14 protein-coding genes are annotated in these 18,530 nt (G+C 68.7%); 9 read left to right on the top strand and 5 right to left on the bottom strand.

From position 1 onward, the window contains the following. Positions 1-59: 59 nt before the first annotated feature. Positions 60-1,691, bottom strand: coding sequence for an ArnT family glycosyltransferase (locus F3K02_RS20535; RefSeq protein WP_177137462.1), 1,632 nt, complete (start codon positions 1,689-1,691; stop codon positions 60-62). A 245-nt stretch (positions 1,692-1,936) separates the two neighbouring features. Beyond that, positions 1,937-2,515: a Holliday junction branch migration protein RuvA gene (ruvA, locus tag F3K02_RS20530; RefSeq protein ID WP_177137461.1), complete on the bottom strand. Its 579-nt coding sequence runs from the start codon at positions 2,513-2,515 to the stop codon at positions 1,937-1,939. 112 nt (positions 2,516-2,627) lie between these two features. Between ruvA and F3K02_RS20525 the strand changes: the two genes are divergently transcribed. Continuing rightward, the gene (locus tag F3K02_RS20525) at positions 2,628-3,614 is read left to right on the top strand and encodes a PhoH family protein (RefSeq protein WP_177137460.1); all 987 of its coding nucleotides are present in this window, start codon (positions 2,628-2,630) and stop codon (positions 3,612-3,614) included. A gap of 7 nt (positions 3,615-3,621) precedes the next feature. After that, on the top strand, positions 3,622-4,080 hold the full coding sequence (ybeY, locus tag F3K02_RS20520) for an rRNA maturation RNase YbeY (protein ID WP_177137459.1): 459 nt from the start codon (positions 3,622-3,624) through the stop codon (positions 4,078-4,080). Here ybeY and F3K02_RS20515 read toward each other — a convergent pair. From F3K02_RS20515 to F3K02_RS20505, 3 genes are read right to left on the bottom strand one after another with little or no spacing between them, the layout of a single operon-like run. Further along, positions 4,068-5,048 carry a chorismate transformation FkbO/Hyg5 family protein gene (locus F3K02_RS20515; RefSeq protein WP_177137458.1) on the bottom strand — a complete coding sequence of 327 codons (981 nt, stop codon included), beginning with the start codon at positions 5,046-5,048 and terminating at the stop codon, positions 4,068-4,070. The genes ybeY and F3K02_RS20515 overlap by 13 nt on opposite strands. 5 nt (positions 5,049-5,053) lie before the next feature. Continuing rightward, positions 5,054-5,494 (bottom strand): D-aminoacyl-tRNA deacylase, encoded by a 441-nt coding sequence (gene dtd / locus F3K02_RS20510; protein WP_177137457.1) that lies wholly within the window; start codon positions 5,492-5,494, stop codon positions 5,054-5,056. After that, positions 5,491-6,417 (bottom strand): cation diffusion facilitator family transporter, encoded by a 927-nt coding sequence (locus F3K02_RS20505; RefSeq protein WP_177137456.1) that lies wholly within the window; start codon positions 6,415-6,417, stop codon positions 5,491-5,493. The genes dtd and F3K02_RS20505 overlap by 4 nt, the downstream gene beginning before the upstream one ends. A gap of 121 nt (positions 6,418-6,538) precedes the next feature. Here F3K02_RS20505 and glgB point away from each other — a divergent pair, with 121 nt between their 5' ends. The 7 genes from glgB to F3K02_RS27665 all read left to right on the top strand — a co-directional run. Beyond that, positions 6,539-8,458 (top strand): 1,4-alpha-glucan branching protein GlgB, encoded by a 1,920-nt coding sequence (glgB, locus tag F3K02_RS20500; protein WP_177137455.1) that lies wholly within the window; start codon positions 6,539-6,541, stop codon positions 8,456-8,458. Further along, complete coding sequence (gene glgX / locus F3K02_RS20495; protein ID WP_177137454.1) at positions 8,455-10,617, top strand: glycogen debranching protein GlgX; 2,163 nt, start codon at positions 8,455-8,457, stop codon at positions 10,615-10,617. Before glgB ends, glgX begins: the two co-directional genes overlap by 4 nt. Before the next feature lie 22 nt (positions 10,618-10,639). Beyond that, the gene (gene malQ / locus F3K02_RS20490; protein WP_246309609.1) at positions 10,640-12,151 is read left to right on the top strand and encodes a 4-alpha-glucanotransferase; all 1,512 of its coding nucleotides are present in this window, start codon (positions 10,640-10,642) and stop codon (positions 12,149-12,151) included. Positions 12,152-12,184: 33 nt separating this feature from the next. Further along, positions 12,185-13,447 (top strand): glucose-1-phosphate adenylyltransferase, encoded by a 1,263-nt coding sequence (gene glgC / locus F3K02_RS20485; RefSeq protein WP_177137453.1) that lies wholly within the window; start codon positions 12,185-12,187, stop codon positions 13,445-13,447. Between the two features lie 2 nt (positions 13,448-13,449). Further along, complete coding sequence (gene glgA, locus F3K02_RS20480; protein WP_177137567.1) at positions 13,450-14,976, top strand: glycogen synthase GlgA; 1,527 nt, start codon at positions 13,450-13,452, stop codon at positions 14,974-14,976. A 51-nt stretch (positions 14,977-15,027) separates the two neighbouring features. Continuing rightward, on the top strand, positions 15,028-17,508 hold the full coding sequence (locus F3K02_RS20475) for a glycogen/starch/alpha-glucan phosphorylase (protein ID WP_177137452.1): 2,481 nt from the start codon (positions 15,028-15,030) through the stop codon (positions 17,506-17,508). Between the two features lie 82 nt (positions 17,509-17,590). Continuing rightward, a partial coding sequence (locus F3K02_RS27665; RefSeq protein WP_281362847.1) for a histidine kinase dimerization/phospho-acceptor domain-containing protein occupies positions 17,591-18,530 on the top strand: 940 nt, incomplete at its 3' end.

Here is an 18,530-nt window from a genome sequence, read left to right as displayed (position 1 = left end):
CCTCGCCTTGCCGCCGACCGGGACCGCTGCTGCTGTGCGGGCCTGCTTCACCAGCGGCCTCAGCGCATCATTGCATGCCGCTGCCCACCCTCGGCGCCGAGCAGTGTGGCCGCCTCTTGCGCCGACACCAAAGCAACGGCACCGCCCCGGTAGATCTGCTGGTGCAGCGCTGGAATCGTGTTCAGGACATGCGCGTCGCGGAAATACACGACCACGTACGCATCGGGATGCCCCTTCAGCCAGGCCAGCTGCTGCGCCGGGTCGTCACCCAGCTCGACCAGGGGCGCCTCCAGACGCCCCAGGAACTGGTATTGCGCGTGGTAGCCCTGCAGATTCACCACCGTCGCGCCCTGTTGCTGGACCTTGCGAATCGCCTGCGCCATGGGCTTGATGTCGTACAGCGGTTCGATGGCGGGCTGTGCCGAGATCAGCGTGAGGGAAAGCGCAAGGGCGCTCAGGAGCGCGAGCGCAACGGATGGCTGACATCCGCGCCGCACCGCCTGCCAGGCGACCAGCGCAGCCACGCAGATCAGTACCCCCGGCCAGACCAGCGGCAGAGCCGCCAACCCGTCCAACCGTGCCCTGAAAACGCCAGCGCCGGCCAGCGCCAGCAGCACGCCCAGGAGCGCGACCAACAGCACAGGCAGCACCACCCGGCGCGCCGGTCGCGCGACCAGACCCCGCGCGGCCAGCATGGCGAACGCCGGAAACAGCGGAATCAGGTAATGCTGCTGCTTGCCACTGACGAGGGAAAAGGCGATGAGCACCGGCAGCAGCCAGGCCAGACAAAAACGTGCGCCGCGGTCCAGCCCTTCGCGCTTCAGGCCGGCCAGCGCGCGCCACAGGTCGGGCCAGACGAACCAGGGGAACAGCAGCAGCGGCAACATCGGCAGGTACCACCAAATGGGCTGCTTGTGCGCGAAAGACGCGACCATGCGGTTGGCGGTCTGGCCCCAGAAAATGGCGTTGCGGTAGGCCTTCCCGCCCGACAGGCCCGCCGGAATGGCCCAAGCCAGTGCGATGACCGCACCCAACAGCAGCGCCAGCACCACACCACCGAACCAGCGCCGCCGGGTCAGACCGGGGTTCCACCACGGCGCCAACAGCGTGATGGGCAAGAGGTGCAGCAGGATCACCGGCCCCTTGGTCAGCGCCCCCATCCCGATCGCCACCCCCAGCCCGGCAAAGCCCCAGCGCCGGCCATCGGCCGCCGCCAGCACGCCGTGCATGCCCACCAGCACCCAGAACGCCAGCAGCACATCGAACATGGTGGTGGTGGAGAACAGCATCCACCACAAGCTGGTGGTCAGCATCAGTGCAGACAAGCCGGCTGTGGCGGGCTGCTGTGGCCACAGCCGGCGCGCCAGCAGGAACACCAGACCCGATGCCCCGGCCGAGAACAGGGGAGCCACCAGGCGTGGCCACCATTCGTTGATGCCAAACAACGCCCAGCCGACGTGGAACATCCAGAAGAAGAACGGGGGTTTGTGGCTGTAAGGCTCGCCATTCTTGAACGGCACCAGGAAATCGCCGCGCAGCCACATCTCCCACGCCGCACCCACGTAGCGCGTCTCATCAATCGGGGTCAGGGTCCTCGTCAACAGGACCACGGCAGCGAGGACCGCCAGCACCAGCCAGCTCAGCCACAGCAGACGCCGGCCGGACGCCTCAGAATCCCAGAACTGGTTCATGAGGTTCCGTTTCGTTCTCGCCCAACAGCGCCAACGAATCGGTATTGGCCTGTTCATTCTTGGCGCAAACCACCAAAGACAGTCTGCAGTGAAACGCGCAGTTGGGCATGAATCCAGTCTACTGATTCAAGCTTAAACAACCTTAAGGCGAGGCCGAACAAACCAACGAATTGCGCCGACGGCCCACCGGGCATCGTGGTGGTTTTTTTATCCCGCCTGTTGCACCGGGGGTATGAAACCGTCCCTCACTTCGCCAGCGCCTTCAGCGCCAGCTTGATGCCTTCGCTCACCCCCACATCCGCCGGCAGGGCTTTCAGCGCGGCCGCCGCGTCCTTCTCGTTGTAGCCCAGCGCCATCAGCGCCTGCTGGATGTCGCTCTGCGCGTCGCTGCGCGCCAGGCCGGCACCGGGCAGGTTGAGGTCGGCGCCGAGCTTGCCCTTGAGTTCGAGCAGCAGGCGCTCGGCGGTCTTCTTGCCGATGCCCGGCACCTTGACGATGCGGCCGGCTTCCTGGGCGGTCACGGCCTGCGCCAGTTCGGCCACCGAGAGGCCCGAGAGCACCGAAAGCGCCGTGCGCGGGCCGATGCCGCTGATCTTGACCAGCTGGCGGAACGCCTCGCGCTCCGCAGCGCTGCCAAAGCCGTAGAGCAGTTGTGCGTCTTCGCGCACCACGAAGTGCGTGAGCAGCGCCACTTTTTCGCCCAGCGAGGGCAGGTTGTAGAAGGTGCTCATCGGCACGTCCACCTCGTAGCCGACGCCGTGGCAGTCGATCAGGATCTGGGGCGGATTTTTCTCCAGCAGCGTGCCGGTCAATTTGCCTATCATTGGGGTTTCTTTCACAGATGGTCGTTCGCCGGGCCGCCCCAAGAACGACCGCCCCCCTCGGGGGGCCTGGCGCAGCCAGGTCAGGGGGCTCACATTATTCTGGATTATCGGTTTGATCCTCCGCCACACCTTCTCCCCGCCCGACAACCTGCGCATGGGTCACCTCTGCGGGCCCATGGACAGCCACATCCGCAGCATCGAGGCGGGCCTGCAGGTCAAGGTGGCGCACCGCTTCGAGCAGTTCCGCATCGAAGGCCCCAAGGCCAAGGCCAACCAGGCGCTGGAGACCCTGCAGGCGCTGTACGAGATGGCGAAGAAGCCGATCCCGGCCGAAACCGTGCAGCTGATGCTGAGCGGCGACACGGCGCTGGCCGAGCCGGGCGACGGCGCGCTGGCGATGCAGACGCGGCGCGGCGAGGTGCGCGGGCGCACGCCGGCCCAGACGCGCTACCTGGAAAACATGGCCACGCACGACATCACCTTCGGCATCGGCCCGGCCGGCACCGGCAAGACCTACCTCGCCGTGGCCTGCGCCGTGGACGCGCTGGAGCGCAGCGCGGTACAGCGCATCGTGCTCACCCGCCCGGCGGTGGAAGCGGGCGAAAAACTCGGCTTCCTGCCCGGCGATCTGGGCCAGAAGGTGGACCCGTACCTGCGCCCGCTGTACGACGCGCTGCACGACCTGATGGGCTTCGACAAGGTGCAGAAGGCCTTCGAACGCCAGCAGATCGAGATCGCGCCGCTGGCCTTCATGCGCGGGCGCACGCTCAACCACGCTTTCGTGATCCTGGACGAGGCGCAGAACACCACCGTCGAGCAGATGAAGATGTTCCTCACCCGCATCGGTTTCGGCAGCAAGGCCGTGGTCACCGGCGACGTGAGCCAGATCGACCTGCCGCGCACCGAGCTCAGTGGCCTGATCGACGCCGAGCGCGTGCTCAAGCGCGTGCAGGGCATCGCCATCACGCGCCTGAGCAGCGCCGACGTGGTGCGGCACCCGCTGGTGGCGCGCATCGTGGACGCCTACGACGCGCGCAGCAGCGAGGCCGACGATCGGCTGCCGCCGCTGCCCAAACGCGTGCGCCGCAAAGCCACCTGATCACACCATGACCCTGCCCTCATTGAGTCTCTCCCTGCAGTTCGGCGCGCTGGCCGATGCCGCCCTCCACCGCGCCGCGCTGCCGCGCCACACCGTCGCCCGCTGTATCCGCCACGCGCTGGAGACCGACGCGGAAATCACCGTGCGCATCGTGGATGCCGAAGAAGGCCAGGCCCTGAACCGCGACTACCGCGGCAAGGACTACGCCACCAACGTGCTGACCTTCGACTACGCAACCGACCCCCTGGTGATGGCCGATCTGGTGCTCTGCGCGCCGGTCGTGGCACGCGAGGCCGCCGAGCTGAAGAAACCGCTGGCCGAACACTACGCCCACCTGCTGGTGCACGGCACCCTGCACGCGCAGGGCTGGGACCACGAGACCAGCGAGGCCGACGCCGAAGCGATGGAGGCGCGCGAGACGGCGATCCTGGCCGGGCTGGGGCAGCCGAACCCTTACGCGGCCTGAACCACGCGCAGCCCCTGGGCCTCGATCTCCACCAGCAACTCGCTGCGGCAGACGTCGGCCTGCAGGTACAGGGTTTCAGCGCTGGCCACGCGCCCGGCCATCTCGGCCCTCACCGCGCCCAGGTCGGCCGCGTGGCGGATGTAGACCCGGTAGCTCAGATCGGCGAGCGCAAAGGCCCCCCGGGGACTGAGGCGCTGCGCCTCGGCCAGCACGGCCTCGATGTTGTCCAGGCTCTCGCGGGTCTGTGCGGCCACGTCGCCCAGGTGCACGCTCTGGTGCCCGACGATGCTCGCCGTGCCGGAAATGAACAGCAGTTCCTGTCCCGGCGGATAGACCAGGGCGGCGCGTGAAAAAGTCGGGCTGCGCGGTCCGTACTCGCCGGGATACAGAAAGGCGCTGACCTGGCGCGGGTTCTCCACCGGCACGGCCGGCGTGGACCCGGCCAGAAAAGCGACCGACAGCGGGCCGGAGCGCACCCCCAGTGCACAGGCCGCCGGCACCCGGCCCACCACGCAGCGCGACGCGCCCTCGAACGCCTGGGCGCGGCCCAGGTTGAACTGCCGGTAACGCTCCAGGCCCTGTTGGTCCTGGTTGATGTCGGCCATGTAGTTCCAGAGCCGCCACAGGTGCGGCAGGCCCTGGGCATCGAGCAGGCGAAAGAGGCGGGCATACGCGGCTTCGCTGGCGGCCTGCAGCCCGACGTCCGGGCCCTCGTCGATCTCGATCACGCCAAACAGCTGATCGCCCTGGCGCCGCCAGCGGATGCCCTCGCTCTCGCCCGCCAGCGGCGGACTGTCCACCAGCCAGGCCTCGTGCCACGGTGTGCTGCCCGCGCCCAGCAGGGGCGCGCGCAGCGGCTGCAGCGGCCAGGCCGGCGTTGCGCCGTTCCAGGGCTCCCCCACCAGGCTCTCGCCCAGCACGTGACCGGCAGCGACGGGGTTCGCGGAAGAATGAAAAATCAGGGCCATGCCACTCAGCTCATGTTCAAGGGAATGGTCACCGGGCCGTCGTTGACCAGGTGCACCTGCATGTCGGCGCCAAAGCGCCCGGTCTGCACCACCGGGTGCTGCGCCCGAGCCGCTTCGACAAAGCGGTCGTACAGCGCTTCGCCCAGACCCGGCGGCGCGGCAGCGGAGAAACCGGGCCGGTTGCCACTCTTCGTGTCGGCCGCCAGGGTGAACTGGCTCACGACCAGCAGGCCACCGCCCACGTCCTGCACGCTGCGGTTCATCTTGCCGGCTTCGTCGCTGAAGATGCGCAGCTTCAGGATCTTGGCCAGCAGCTTCTGGCCCACGGCCTCGGTGTCGTCCGGTTCGGCGCACACCAGCACCAGCAGGCCGGCGCCGATCTGGCCCACGGTTTCACCCGCAATCACCACGCGGGCTTCGCTCACGCGCTGCAACAGGGCGATCAAATCAGATCCTTGGGGTCGTCGAAGTGGGCTTCCACATCGCTGGGCAACAACTGGATCGACGCGCGCAAGCCGGGCACGGCGCTCATCAGCGCTTGTTCGACGCTGGCGCGAACGGCTGCAGACCGCCCCAGCGACCAGCTCGCGGGCATGTGCATGTGCATGTCCACAAAGCGGCGCTGGCCGGCCTTGCGGGTACTGACATGGTCGAAACGGATGATGGACGCTTCGTCGCGCTGGCTCGCGAAACCATCGAGCGTCTGCTGAATGGTGGCCATGACCTCGGGCTCCACCGCTTCGTCCATCAGCCCCTGCGACGAACGCCACATCAGATGAAAGCCCTCCTTCAGGATGTTCAGCGCCACGCCGATGGCGACCACCGGATCGAGCCAGAGCCAGCCGGTGAAGTGCACCAGCGCGATGCCGACCACCACGCCGGCCGAGGTCCAGACGTCGGTGATCAGGTGTTTGGCATCGGCTTCCAGTGCGATGGACCGGTGCTGTTTGGCCGCGCGGAACATCACCCAGGCCAGCAGCCCGTTGAGCGCCGAACTGGCCACCGACAGCGCCAGACCCCAGCCCACCTGCTCGATGGGTTGCGGGTCGAGCAATCGGTGCACCGCCGTCCAGACGATGCCCAGCGCCGCCACAATGATCAGGATGCCCTCGAAGCCGGACGAAAAATACTCGGCCTTGTGGTGACCATAAGGGTGCTCTTCATCGGCCGGGCGGGCGGCGATGGTCACCATCACGAGGCCGAAAATGGCGCTCGCCAGGTTCACCAGCGACTCCATCGCATCCGACAGCAGCCCCACCGAATCGGTGACCACCCAGGCCAGGGTCTTGAGCGTGATGGTGACGAGTGCGACCACCACGGACGCCATGAGCAGGCGCCGGGGGGTGAGAAATCGGGAGTCCAGAATCATCCGCCCATTGTCGCCGAGGCTCACGGGCGTTCCGAGCCTCCCAAGAGCAGACCCCAACGGCCTCAGGATGTAACCAGCGGGTTCCCGTTCGGTGCCAGAATGCCCCAACAGCGTGCCTCCCATGAACCCACCACCCACCTCCCCCACCCCTCCCGGCGCGCTCACCAGTTTCTGGATCGGCGAGACCGACGCCTGGCTGCTGGCCGAAGGCAAACACCTGCGGCCCTGGCAGAAGCTCGGCGCCCACACCACCGAGATGGACGGCGTGGCGGGCACGGCGTTCGCGGTCTGGGCGCCCCATGCGCGCCACGTGGGCCTGACCGGTGACTTCAACGGCTGGCAGCCCCAGCCCATGCGGTTTCGCCCCGAGTGCGGCGTGTGGGAGCTGTTCGTGCCCGGTGCCGGCGTGGGCGCCTGGTACAAGTTCGATGTGCAGGGCGCCGACGGCCGGCACGTGATGAAGACCGACCCCTACGCGCGTGAAACCGAGCTGCCCCCGGGCAACGCCGCGCGCGTGTGCGAACCGCTGCGGGCCGCACCGGCGCCGGCCGCGACCCACACCCGCCCCGCCACGCCCATGGCCATCTATGAAGTGCACCCCGGTTCGTGGAAGCGCCCCGAGGGGCCACACACCCTGCCGACCTGGGACGATCTCGCCACCCACCTCGTGCCCTACGCCGCCGGCCTGGGCTTCACCCACCTGGAACTGCTGCCGGTCAGCGAACACCCGTTCTACGCCTCCTGGGGCTACCAGCCCACCGGCCTGTATTCGCCCACCGCGCGCCACGGCTCGCCCGAAGCCTTTCGCCGCTTCGTGGACGCGGCCCACGCCGCCGGCCTGAAGATCATCCTGGACTGGGTGCCGGCCCACTTCCCCGCCGACGAACACGCGCTGGCGCGCTTCGACGGCACCGCGCTGTACGAGCACGCCGACCCGCGCGAGGGATTCCACCGCGACTGGAACACGCTCATCTACAACTTCGGCCGCTTCGAGGTGCGCAACTTCCTGGTCGGCAACGCGCTGTTCTGGGTCGAGCAGTACGGCATCGACGGCCTGCGCGTGGACGCGGTCGCCTCCATGCTCTACCGCGACTACAGCCGCCCGGCCGGCGAGTGGATTCCCAACCGCGACGGCGGACGCGAGAACTACGAGGCCATCGCCTTCCTGCGCGAGGTGCACGAGGTGCTGCAGCGCGAAGCGCCGCAGGCCACCACCATCGCCGAAGAATCCACCGCCTTCCCGCGCGTGACCGGCGCCGTGGCCGAGGGCGGCCTGGGCTTCGACCACAAATGGAACATGGGCTGGATGCACGACACCCTGGCCTATTTTTCGATGGACCCGGTGCACCGCCGCTGGCACCACAACAAGCTCACCTTCGCGATGATGTACGCCTGGAGCGAAGACTATTGCCTGCCGCTCTCGCACGACGAGGTGGTGCACGGCAAGGGCTCGCTGCTGGGCAAGATGGCCGGTGACCGCTGGCAGCAGCTCGCCAACCTGCGCGCCCTCTACGCCTGGATGTACGCCCACCCCGGCAAGAAGCTGCTCTTCATGGGCGCCGAACTGGCCCAGCCGACTGAGTGGGACCACGACAGCGAACTGCCCTGGCACCTGCTGGGCGACCCGGCCCACGCCGGCGTGCAGCGCCTGGTGGGCGACCTCAACCAGGCTTACCGCGCACAACCGGCGCTGCACGCGCGCGACACCGACCCGCACAGCTTCCAGTGGCTGGTGGTGGACGATGCCGAACACTCGGTGCTCGCCTTCACGCGCTATGGCCAGCAGCTGGAGGACACCGTGGTGGTGATCGCCAACCTCACGCCCATGGTGCGCCACGGCTACCGCGTGGGTCTGCCCCACGCCGGTCGCTGGCAAGAGCGGCTCAACACCGATTCGACCCACTACGGCGGCAGCAACGTGGGCAACCACGGCAACGTGCTGGCCGAAGACGTGCCCCTGCACGGCCAGCACTGGTCGGCGGCGTTCACGCTGCCGCCACTGGCGGTGTTGTGGCTGAAGCCTGAGTCCACGAGAACATGAGCCCGGCTCACCTCGCCCCGGCGTTGGGTGCGCACCTGCACGAGCAAAACGGGCAAAGCGGTGTGCAGTTTGCCGTCTGGGCACCGCAGGCCGAAGGCCTTGAGGTGTGCCTGTTTGACAGCGCCCCCGGCCCCGAGACACAGCGCATCGTGCTGGCCCATGTCGGCAACGGCATCTGGCAGGCCTTCGTGCCGGGCCTGAGCGCCGGCCAGCTGTATGGCCTGCGTGCGCACGGCCCCTGGGCGCCGGAAGCGGGCCACCGCTTCAACCCGGCCCGCCTGCTGCTCGACCCCTGGGCCCTGGCCCTGGTGGGCGGTACCGAACGGCTGGCGCTGCAGGCTGGTCACACGGTGGCCGACCCGCTGAAACCCGACCAGCCCTGGGCAGAGCACCGGCCGGCCCCGCAGGACAACGCCGCGGCCATGCCGAAATGTGTGGTGCTGGATGCCCAGGCCGAACTCGAGGCGGGCCACGCCATCGCGCCGCGCCCGGTGATCGCCGGTGAGCGGGTGTTCATTTACGAAGCCCACGTGAAGGCACTGACCCGGCTGCACCCCGAAGTGCCCGAGGCGCAGCGCGGCAGCTACGCCGCCCTCGCCCACCCGGCCGTGACCGCCCACCTGCAGCGCCTGGGCATCACCACCGTCTGCCTGCTGCCGGTGCACCAGCACATCAGCGAGCGCCACCTGCTGGCGCGCGGCCTGGTCAACCACTGGGGTTACAACACGCTCAACGCCTTTGCGCCCGAACCCGGCTACGCGGCCGCCACCGGCGGCACGGATCCGGCCAACCCCGAGCAAGCCGCTGCCGTGCGCGCCGAGTTCCGCTTCATGGTGGACGCGCTGCACCGCGCCGGCATCGAGGTCGTGCTCGACGTGGTGTTCAACCACACCGCCGAGAGCGACCTCGACGGCCCCACGCTCAGCTGGCGCGGCCTGGGCCAGAACGCCTGGTACGTCATGGGCGAACACGGCCTGCCGCACAACTTCAGCGGCTGCGGCAACAGCCTCAACGTGAGCGAGCCGCGCGTGCTGCAGTGGGTGATGGACAGCCTGCGCTGGTGGGTCCAGGCCTATGGCGTGGACGGGTTCCGCTTCGACTTGGCTGTTTCGCTGGGTCGCGTCGCCGCACTCGACCACGCCTTCCATCCGCACGCACCCCTGCTCAATGCCATGGCGCAAGACCCGGTGCTGCGCCACGTGCGCCTGATCGCCGAGCCCTGGGACATCGGCCCCAACGGCTACCACTGCGGCGGTTTCGCACCCGGCTGGCTGGAGTGGAACGACCGCTTCCGCGACGGCGTGCGCGCCTTCTGGCTCGGCCACCACGCCTCGCTCGGCGAACTCGCCAGCCGTGTCTGCGCCAGCAGCGACCTGTTCAACCACCAGGGCCGGCTGCCCGCGGCCAGCGTGAACCTGCTGACCGCGCACGACGGCTACACCCTGGCCGACCTCACCGCCTATGCGCACAAACACAACGCCGCCAACGGTGAAGACAACCGCGATGGCCACAGCCACAACCTGAGCGCCAACGCCGGCGTGGAAGGCCCCAGCGACGACCCGCTGGTGCAGCACCGGCGCGGCCTCTGGCGCCGCGCCCTGCTGGCCACTTTGTTCTGCGCCCAGGGCACGCCGCAGCTGCTGGCCGGCGACGAACTCGGCCACAGCCAGCAAGGCAACAACAACAGCTACTGCCAGGACAACCCCATCACCTGGCTCGATTGGCCGCAGGCCGACGGCGAGCTGCCCGGCTTCGTGGCCGGCCTCGCCGCGCTGCGCCGCCTGCACCCGGGCTTGCGCCATGCGCGCTGGTTCAGCGGCCAGCCCACGGTGAAAGGCGGCCCGGCCGACATCCACTGGCTGCACGGTGACGGCCAGGCCATGCACGCCGAGGCCTGGCACAACAGCCAGCATTGCACCCTGGGCGCGGTGATCACCGTGGGAGAGGCTGGCCAGCCACCCGCCGAACGCCTGCTGATGGTCTGGCACGCCGGTCGCGGCCACACCACGCTGGCACTGCCACCCGGCACCTGGTCGCTGCGGCTGGACAGCGCCCGCGCCTTCGTGGCGCTGAATGAAGCCGCAGGCGAGCCCGTGACCGGCCGGCTGCACTGTGCCGAGGCCCGGATTTGTGTGCTGGTCCAGAGTTTGCAAGGCTGATGCCCCACACCCGCACCACGCCATGAACCACCACCCCAGCGACCTGCTCACGCGCCGCACCAGCGGCGTGCTGCTGCACATCACCAGCCTGCCCGGCCCCCACGGCTCGGGCGACCTGGGCCCTGCCGCGCGCCACTTCGTCGACTGGCTCGCTTCGGCCGGCCAGTCGATCTGGCAGATCCTGCCGCTCTCGCCGGCCGGCCCGGGCAACTCGCCCTACCAGAGCGTCTCGGCCTTCGCCGGCAGTCCGCTGATGGTGGACCTGGACGACCTCGTGCACCTGGGCTGGCTGCCCTGGATGGCGCGCAAGGGCTTTGACCACCACCATTGCGATTTCGAGCGCGTCGCGCCCTACCGCATGGCCTGCCTGCGCAAGGCCTGGGACGGCTTCAGCCAGCGCGCCACCGATGTCTGCCGCGAGGCCCTGGCCGCGTTCTGCGCCGAACAGGCCCACTGGCTTGACGACTACGCCCTGTTCATGGTGCTCGACGAGCGCCACGGCGGCCCCTGGTCGCTCTGGCCGGAGCCGCTGGCGCGGCGCGAGAGCGCTGCGCTGGACGCGGTGCGCGAGCAGTCGGTGCACGCGCTGGGTTTCTGGCGCTTCGTGCAGTGGCGCTTCTGGGTCCAGTGGCAGAACCTGCGCAGCTACGCGCGCGAACGCGGTGTGCAGATGGTGGGCGACGCGCCGATCTTCGTCGCGCACCACAGCGCCGACGTCTGGGCCCACGCCGACCAGTTCCTGCTCGACGAGCAGATGGAACCCGCCGTGGTGGCCGGTGTGCCGCCCGACTATTTCAGCGCCACCGGCCAGCGCTGGGGCAACCCGCTCTACAACTGGGAAGCCATGGCGCACCGCGGTTACCGCTGGTGGAAAGACCGGCTGGCCCACCTTTTCCAGCAGGTCGACGTGGTGCGGCTGGACCACTTCCGCGGCTTCGAGGCGCATTGGGAAATCCCGGCCAGCGAACCCACCGCCGTGGCCGGTCAGTGGCAGCCCGGCCCGGGGCTGGCATTCTTCAAGGCCATCGAAGACGAGCTGGGCCAACTGCCCATCATTGCCGAAGACCTGGGACTGATCACGCCCGAAGTGACCGCGCTGCGCGAGGCCTGCGGTTTCCCGGGCATGCGCATCCTGCAGTTCGCCTTTGGCAGCGGCCCGGCCAACCCCTACCTGCCGCACAACCTGGAGCGCCAGACCGTGGCCTACACCGGCACGCACGACAACGAAACCACCGTGGGCTGGTGGAACAGCGCGATGGCGGGTGAAAAGACCTCGGCGCGGGCTTATCTGGGCTACTGTGTGGACACCGAGCCCAACTGGACCCTGATCAACGCCTTGTCGATGTCGGTCGCCAACACCCTGGTGGTGCCGTTCCAGGACGTGCTGGGCCTGGACACCCGGCACCGCATGAACACGCCTGGCCTGGCCACCGGCTGCTGGGAGTGGCGCTTCGACTGGAGCCAGGTGAACCACGAACCCGCCGAACGCCTGGCGGCCATGACGAAAGCTCACGGACGCTGGCCCCACCCCTGAATTCCCCGCCTTTCAACACGACAGGAGACACGCATGGAAAAGCCCAACCCCCAGCAACTGGCCAAACGCACCATCGCCCTCGTGCTCGCCGGCGGACGAGGTTCGCGCCTGCACGCGCTGACCGACCGCCGCGCCAAGCCCGCGGTGTACTTCGGCGGCAAGTTCCGCATCATCGACTTCGCACTCTCCAACTGCCTGAACTCGGGCGTGCGCCGCATCGGCGTGGTGACGCAATACAAGTCGCACAGCCTGTTGCGCCACCTGCAGCGCGGCTGGAGCTTCCTGCGCAACGAGTTCAACGAATTCATCGATCTGCTGCCCGCGCAACAGCGCATGGGCGACGAAAGCTGGTACCTGGGCACGGCCGACGCGGTCTACCAGAACCTGGACATCCTGCGCGCCCACAAGCCCGAGTACATCCTGGTGCTCGCCGGCGACCACATCTACAAGATGGACTACTCGGGCCTGATCGCCGACCACGTGGCGCAGGGCAAAAAATGCACCGTCGGCTGCATCGAGGTGCCGCGTGCCGAGGCCAGCGCCTTTGGCGTGATGGCCATCGACACCGAGCGGCGCATCATCGGTTTTCTGGAAAAGCCGGCCGACCCACCCGCCATGCCGGGCAAGCCCGATGTGGCGCTGGCCAGCATGGGCATCTATGTGTTCGACGCGCAGCACCTCTTTGAAGCCCTCGAAAAGGACGCGGCCACGCCCGGCTCCAGCCGCGATTTCGGCAAGGACCTGATCCCGGCCATGGTGGCCGCAGGCGATGCGGTGGCCCACCCCTTCGGCATGTCCTGCGTCAAGAGCTCACCCGAAGCCCCCGCCTACTGGCGCGACGTCGGCACGGTGGACGCCTACTGGGCCGCCAACATCGACCTCACCGGCACCCTGCCCGAACTCGACATGTACGACCGCGAATGGCCGATCTGGACCTACCAGGAGCAGCTCGCCCCCGCCAAGTTCGTGTTCGACGACGACGACGGTCGCCGCGGCATGGCGGTGGACTCGCTGGTCTCCGGCGGCTGCATCATTTCGGGCGCCTCGGTGCGCCGTTCGGTGCTGTTCTCCAAGGTGCGGCTGCACTCCTTCGCCACGATCGAAGAATCCGTGCTGCTGCCCGAGGTGGACGTGGGCCGCCACTGCCAGTTGCGCAAGGTGGTGATCGACAACGGCTGCGTCATCCCCGACGGCATGCAGATCGGCTTCGATGCGGCTGAAGACGCGCGCCGTTTCTTCCGCACCGACAGCGGCGTGGTGCTGGTCACGCGCGACATGCTTGAAGCCCTGAAATGAGTCTGCGCGTCCTTTACGTCTGTTCCGAGGTCTACCCGCTGCTCAAGACCGGCGGGCTGGCCGATGTGAGTGCGGGTCTGCCGCCGGCCCTGGCGGCCGCGGGTGCCGACGTGCGCCTGCTGCTGCCCGCCTTTCCGTCCATCGTGGCGGGTGTGACGCCGGAAGGCCCCGCCCTGCCGGTGCCCGCGGGCGGTGCGCCCGGCCTGCCCTGGGACCTGGGCCCTCGGGCCGACACCGCGGCCGGCCCCGAGCCCTGGCTGCGGGCCGGGCGCATGGGCGCACATGGCCAGCCGGTGCTGCTGCTGCACGCGCCCGGCCTGTTCGACCGCGGCGGCAACCCCTACCTCGACGCCAGCGGCCAGCCCTGGCCCGACAGCGCGCAGCAGTTCGCCTGGCTGGGCTGGGCTGCGGCCCTGCTCGGCACCGGTCTGGACCCCACCTGGTGCCCCGACGTGGTGCACGGCCACGACTGGCACACCGGCCTGGCCTTCGCCTACCTGCACCAGCTGCCCCCTTCCGGGCAGCGCCGACCCGCCACGGTCTTCACCATCCACAACCTGGCCTACCAGGGCGTGTTCGACGCGGCCCTGCGCGGTCCCCTGGGCCTGCCCGATGCGCTGTTCCACCTCGACGGGCTGGAATTCCACGGCCTCGTGTCCTTCATGAAAGCGGGCCTGTTGTACAGCGATGCCATCACCACGGTCAGCCCCACCTACGCCCGTGAAATCACCGGGCCCGAACAGGGTTGCGGACTCGACGGGGTGCTGCGCGCGCGTCAGGCGGTGCTGAGCGGCATCCTCAACGGCGTGGACGACGCGGTCTGGAACCCGGATGCCGACCCGCTGGTCAAACCCGGCTTCAGCGCCACACGCCTGGCCGGCAAAGCCAAAGCCAAGGCCCGGCTGCAAAAGACCCTCGGGCTGGAGAAACAGCCGGACGCCCTGCTGTTCGCCGTCGTCAGCCGCCTCACCGAACAGAAGGGCCTGCACCTGCTGCCGGCCGTGGTGGACGAGTTGGTGCAGCGCGGTGGCCAGCTCGCCGTGCTGGGCGCGGGCGATGCGGCCATCGAAGCCGCGCTGCAGAACTGCGCAGAACGCCACCCGGGGCAGGTGGCCCTGCGCGTGGGCTACGACGAGGCGCTGGCGCACGGCATCATCGCCGGCGCCGACGTGATCCTGCTGCCCTCGCGCTTCGAACCCTGCGGCCTGACCCAACTCTACGGCCTGCGCTACGGCACGCTGCCACTGGTGCGCGCCGTGGGCGGCCTGGCCGACACCGTGACCGACTGCAGCCTCGAAAACCTGGACGACGGCAGCGCCAGCGGCTTCGTGTTCCACGAGCTGACCGTGGCCGATCTGTCGTCCGCGCTGCGGCGCGCCTTTGCCCTGCAGCGCCGTCCGGCCGACTGGCTGGCCGTGCAGCGCCACGCCATGGCGCTGCGCTTCGACTGGGCCCGCGCCGCCCGCGACTACCTGCGGGTCTACGAAACCGCGCTGGCCCCCACCACCGATGGCACGCGTTCTGCTTGAACCCGAAACGCCACACCTTCCGCTCGCTCCCGACCTGCCGACACCACCGCCATGCCCAACGCCCTGCTCACACCCACCCACGGCACAGCCACTGCGCCGTTCGAATACGACCACCTGGACAACACCGTCGACGCGCTGCGCAAGTCGATCGCCAACCGGCTGGTCTACGCGGTCGGCAAAGACCTGCGCTCGGCCACCCGGCGCGACTGGCTGTTCGCGCTGTTCCACGCCGTGCGCGACCGCACCATGGACCGCTGGCGCGAGACCCTGGCCACGGCGCAGGACAGCGACGCCAAGCGCGTGTATTACCTCTCGCTGGAGTTTCTGACCGGCCGTGCGCTGACCAACGCGCTGCTCGCGGTCGGCATCTACGACGCCGCCAAGGAAGCCTGCACCCAGCTCGGCGCCGACTTCGACGCGCTGATCGACCTCGAAACCGATGCCGGCCTCGGCAACGGCGGCCTGGGCCGGCTCGCGGCCTGTTTCCTCGATTCCATGGCCACCGTGGGCCTGCCCGGCATGGGCTACGGCATCCGCTACGACTACGGCATGTTCGCGCAGCGCATCGTCGACGGCCGCCAGGTCGAAGAGCCCGACTACTGGCTGGTCAACGGCAACCCCTGGGAATTCATGCGGCCCGAGTTCAGCTATCCGGTGCAGTTCGGTGGCCGGCTGGTGCAGGAAGGTGACCACGTGCGCTGGGTCGACACCGACGACGTGATCGCCACCGCCTACGACAGCGGCGTGCCCGGCCACGAGCTCAGCAGCGTGTCGACCCTGCGCCTGTGGACCGCGCGCGCCACCAGCGGCATCAACCTCGACGCCTTCAACAAGGGCGACTACATGCGCGCCGTCGAGGCCAAGAACGAGTCGGAAAACGTCTCGCGCGTGCTCTACCCCGACGACTCCACCGAACACGGCAAGGAACTGCGACTGCGCCAGGAATACTTCTTCGTCAGCGCCTCGCTGCAGGACATCGTTCGCCGCTACCTCAAGAGCCACGGCAGCTTCGACCAGCTGGCCGACAAGGTGGCCATCCACCTCAACGACACGCACCCGGCGCTGGCCGTTCCCGAGCTCATGCGCATCCTGGTGGATGAACACCGGCTCGAATGGGACGCCGCGTGGGACCTGTGCCAGCGCATCTTCAGCTACACCAACCACACGCTGATGCAGGAAGCGCTGGAGACCTGGCCGGTGGACCTGATGGGGCGCCTGCTGCCGCGCCACCTGCGCATCATCTACGACCTCAACGCGCGTTTCCTGGCCGAGGTGCACGACCGTTTCCCCAACGACAACGACTTGTTGCGCCGCGTCTCGCTGATCGACGAACGCGGGCAGCGCCGCGTGCGCATGGCGTCGCTCTCGGTGCTGGCCAGCCACAAGGTCAACGGCGTGTCGGCACTGCACAGCAACCTGATGGTGGAGACCATCTTTGCCGACTTCGCCAAGATCTGGCCCGAACGCTTCTGCAACAAGACCAACGGCATCACGCCGCGGCGCTGGCTCTCGCAGGCCAACCGCCCGCTGTCGGCGCTGATCGACGCGCGCATCGGCAGCACCTGGCGGCGCAACCTCGACGAGCTCAGCGCGCTGCGCGAACTCGCGGCCGACCCCGAGTTCAACAGCGCCTTCCGCCTCGCCAAGGCGCAGAACAAGAAGCGCCTGGCCGAACGCATCGCGCAGGAAACCGGCGTGATCGTCAACCCCGAGAGCCTGTTCGACGTGCAGATCAAGCGCATGCACGAATACAAGCGCCAGCTGCTCAACGTGCTGCACGTGGTCACGCGCTACCAGCAGATCCTCGCACACCCGAACGCCAACTGGGTGCCACGCACGGTGATCTTTGGTGGCAAGGCCGCGTCGGCCTACTACATGGCCAAGCTGGTGATCAAGCTCATCAACGACGTGGCGCGCACGGTCAACAACGACAAGCGCATCGGCGACAAGCTCAAGGTGGTGTTCATGCCGAACTACCGCGTGTCGCTGGCCGAGGTCATCATCCCGGCGGCCGACCTGTCCGAGCAGATCTCCACCGCCGGCACCGAAGCCTCGGGTACCGGCAACATGAAGTTCGCGCTCAACGGTGCGCTGACCATCGGCACCTGGGACGGCGCCAACATCGAGATCGCCGAGAACGTGGGCCTGGACCACATCTTCATCTTCGGCCTGCGCACCGAGCAGGTCGCCGCCTTGCGCGCCAGCGGCTACAACCCGCGCCGCTACTACGACCACAACTACGACCTGAAGACCGCCATCGACCGCATCGCCGAAGGCGCCTTCAGTCCGGAAGAGCCCGGCCGTTTCCACGACATCACGCGCACGCTGCTCGAATCCGATTACTACCTGCTGCTGGCCGACTACGGCGACTACCTGGCGGCGCAGGGCAAGGTGGACGAGCTCTACCGCCGCCCCACCGAGTGGACGCGCCACGCGATCATGAACGTGGCCGGCATGGGCACCTTCTCGTCGGACCGAACGATCCGCGAGTACGCCGACCAGATCTGGAACGTGAAGCCGCTGTTTGAGTAAATCGCCTTGCGGTCCGCGCCCAAGTCGGCACGGATCGGGGCTGCGCCGCTGCGGGGGCGGTGCGCGTGCCAGAATCTGCCGCATGGGTGAATCGTGGCGTGGTAGGCGGTGGTGGTGGCTGGGCGGCACGCTGTTGGCAGCGGCCGGCGCGGTGCTGATTGCGCGCCAGTCCATCGACACGCAACGTGCTCTGTTCGAAACAGACGCCCGCATCGTTCACCGGCTGCTGAGCCAGCAGGCGGTCCAGCACGACGCCATCCTCGACACCCTGGCCCTGCTGCAACCCGGCCCATCGGCGCCGGGCACAACAGCCAACGAGCAGCGCCTGCCCGCACTCTATCCACACATCCTCGCGGTGCAGCGCCGCGACCGTGACCAGGCCTGGCCCGACGGCGCACTGACCGCTGCGGAAACCACCTCGCAGCGCGACCGTCGGGCCGTGATCGCGGCGGCCAGCGATGGGGACCCCGACCGCTACCGGCTGGTATTGGCGGCCGAACCCACCAGCTACGCGTTGACCCTCTCGGTGCGTGGCATGGTGCCCTGGACCGAATGGCCCATGCAACCCGACAACAGCCCGGTGCGGATCTCGCTCGCGCTGGGGGAACAGCGCGTGGACCTGCAGGCCGGGGACACCGCCGCGCTCGACGCCGGACAAGGCTGGCGTTTCAGCTTCCACAAGCCCCTGGCCGCGGCGAGCCAGCCGTTCGAGGTCGTGGCCGAACGGCAACTGGGCTGGTCGCAACTGCCCTGGGTCCGCATGGCGGGCTGGACCGCCGCGGTGGCCGCCGTGCTCGCCCTGGTGGCCCAGGTGCAAGGCCTGCGCACCGCACGCCGCCGCGCCGAGGCGTTGCTGCGCCTGGGCCAGGTTGCGCGCCTCAACACCCTGGGCGAACTCGCCGCCGGCATGGCGCACGAACTCAATCAGCCGCTCACCGCAGTGCTGGCCAACACGCAGGCCGCACAGCGCCTGCTGGCCGACGATCCTCCCGAACTGGACACCGCGCGCGGCGCGATGGCGC

Origin of the sequence: Hydrogenophaga aromaticivorans, from assembly GCF_013387465.1 — a bacterium.
Taxonomy (GTDB): Bacteria; Pseudomonadota; Gammaproteobacteria; order Burkholderiales; family Burkholderiaceae_C; genus Hydrogenophaga; species Hydrogenophaga aromaticivorans.
Note: the sequence above shows the minus strand (reverse complement) of the source record. Positions and strands in the feature narration are given on the sequence as shown.